Origin of the sequence: Streptomyces sp. NPDC000151, assembly GCF_040301705.1 — a bacterium.
GTDB lineage: Bacteria > Actinomycetota > Actinomycetes > Streptomycetales > Streptomycetaceae > Streptomyces.
On sequence record NZ_JBEPFC010000292.1, the window covers coordinates 1 to 2,427 of the forward strand.

The window sequence follows — 2,427 nt, forward strand, 5'->3', positions numbered from 1 at the left end:
CCCGTCCAGTACTTGATCCGGTGGGGCCGGCGGGGGGGGGGGGGGGCCGCGGGCCCGGGGGGGGGGCGTGGGGGGGTCCGCTGCGCCCCGCTGGTGTGGGGGGTGGTCCGGGTCAGCCCTGGTAGGCGCCGAGGGCCTTGGTGAAGTCCAGCGGCTGCTGGTCGACGGAGCTGCAGGTCGGCTGGGCGGTGCCGGAGGAGCCGCCGTCGCACGCCTTGTCACGGGTGGCGGACCACATCGACAGCCAGCCCAGGTGCTGGGACGCGGCGAAGTCCGCCAGTTCCTTGGCGTCGTCCTGCGTGAAGACCTCGGTCGCCACGTCGTTGACGCCTATCATCGGGGTCACGGCGACCGCCTTCCAGGCGTCCGCGTCGCTCAGCCCGAGGGCGTCCTTGACCTGCTTCTGGGTGGCGGTGGCGGCCTGGATCGCGTACTTCCCCATGTCGCCGTCGTACGAGGCCCCGTAGTCCATCGCCATGATGTTGACGGCGGAGATCTTCACCCCGTTCTTCCCGGCGTCGGCGAGCAGCTTCACGCCGTCCGGGGTCAGCCCCTCGGGCATGACGGGGAGGGTGAAGGAGACGTCCAGGTCCGGGTGGTCCTTCTGGAGCCGCGCGATGGCCTGCGCGCGGCGGGTGTTGGCCTCGGCGTTCGGCAGCGCGCCGCCCTCGATGTCGAAGTCGGCCTTCTTCAGGTCGTACGCGTCGACGACCTTGCCGTACGCGGCGGCCAGTTCGTCCGCCGAGCCGCAGGCGAGTCCCAGCTCGGAGCCGGCCGCGCCGCCGAACGAGACGCGCACGTCGCCGCCTTCGGCGCGCAACTTCGGTATCTGCTGCGCGACCGGGTCGCCGTCCAGCGCGCCGCTGCCGCCCCACTTGGGGTCGCAGCCACCGCCGGAGGTGACGAAGGCGAGGTTGAAGGTCTTCACTCCGGTCTTCTTCGCCGTGTCCACCAGGTCGTACGCGGGGCTGAGCGAGGTGTCGACGTACGGGGCGAACGCGCCGCCCGCCGCGGCCCGTTCGGCCGGGGCCTTGCTCGCCTGGGCCGCGCCGGCGACGGCGAAAGCGCCGCCCGCGGCGAGCGCGACGGCGGCGCCGGCGCCGATCAGCTTGACCGTGCGGCTCGTACGGCGGCGGTGTGCCGGAGAACTCATCTGGTGCCTGCCTGTCGTCTCGTGGGGGGTGTGTGGTCCCTGGTGCGTCCGGCACGCTAGCGACCGGGAAACGGACAAACGGCAGGTACGGCGCACGGACCGCAGGACTTATGGCCCGCTTAAGGCGCCGGAAGGGAGCGGTTAAGCGGCGGCGTTCAGCGCGGCCGGGGAACGCGCTGCCGGAGGGCCCGCCGGCGGAGCCGGCCCAGGCGGCGGGCCCGGTGGCGGCGGCCGGCCGGGCCGCGGCCGCGCCTGTCGTGCAGCGCGAGCCAGATGCGTACCTCGGTACCGCCCAGGACCGAGCGGCCGATCCGGACGTCGCCGCCGGTGGACTCCGCGAGACGGCGGGCGATGTCCAGGCCCAGCCCGGTCGAGCCGTCGCCGCCGTGGCCGTGGCCGCGCCGCAGCGCGGCGGCCGGGTCGGCGATGCCGGGCCCCGCGTCCGAGACCAGCACGATCACCGCGTCCTCGGCGTTGTGCACGTCCACGGCGAACGCGGTGCCCTCGGGCGTGTGCCGGAAGACGTTGCCGAGCAGCGCGTCCAGCGCGGCGGCCAGCTCGGGGCGCGCGACGGGGACGCGTACGGGACGGTCCGTGCCCGCCACCCGTACCGTGCGCCCCTCGTCCTCCGCGAGCGCCGACCAGAAGCCCATCCGCTCCCGGATCACCTCGGCCGCGTCGCACCCGGCCGCCGCTGCCGCCTGCTGGGTCAGCGCCTGCTGCTCGCGCGCGGTACGGATGATCTGGTCCACCTCGCGCTCCAGCTGGGCGACGGCGGCGCGGGTGTGCTCGGCGGCCGGGCCCTCGCCGAGCGAGGCCGCGTTCAGGCGCAGCACGGTGAGCGGGGTGCGCAGGCGGTGGCTGAGGTCGGCGGCCAGCTCGCGTTCGTTGGCGAGCAGCTGGACGACCTGGTCGGCCATGGAGTTGAAGGCCACGGCCGCCGAGCGCAGCTCCTTGGGGCCGTCCTCCAGGACCCGTACGCCCAGCTTGCCGTCGCCGAGGTCGTGCGCCGCGCCCGCGAGCCGCTCGGCGGGCCGCACCATCCGGGTACCGAGCCGGTCGGCGACCGCCACCGAGCCGACGATCAGCGCGAGGCCGACCCCGGCGAGCAGTGCCCAGGACGTCGTGACGCCGTTGGTGACCGCCGCTTCGGGGACGAAGACCTCCACTACGGCGGTGCCGGAGGCGACCGCGGTGGGCTGGAGCAGCGAGGAGCCGCCGCGGACGGTGGCGACGGACGCGCGGCCGTACCGCGCGGCCCGCGCGACCTCCGC

At 75.1% G+C, this 2,427-nt stretch carries 1 protein-coding gene and 1 pseudogene; both read right to left on the reverse strand.

Annotated features, from left to right (window positions below; translation table 11 throughout):
* Nucleotides 1–112 precede the first annotated feature (112 nt).
* A pseudogene (locus ABT381_RS35615) lies at nt 113–1,012 on the reverse strand (chitinase); the annotation flags it as partial.
* A gap of 296 nt (nt 1,013–1,308) precedes the next feature.
* Nucleotides 1,309–2,427, reverse strand: a 1,119-nt coding sequence (locus ABT381_RS35620; RefSeq protein ID WP_351602221.1) for an ATP-binding protein, incomplete at its 5' end; no start/stop codon positions are given.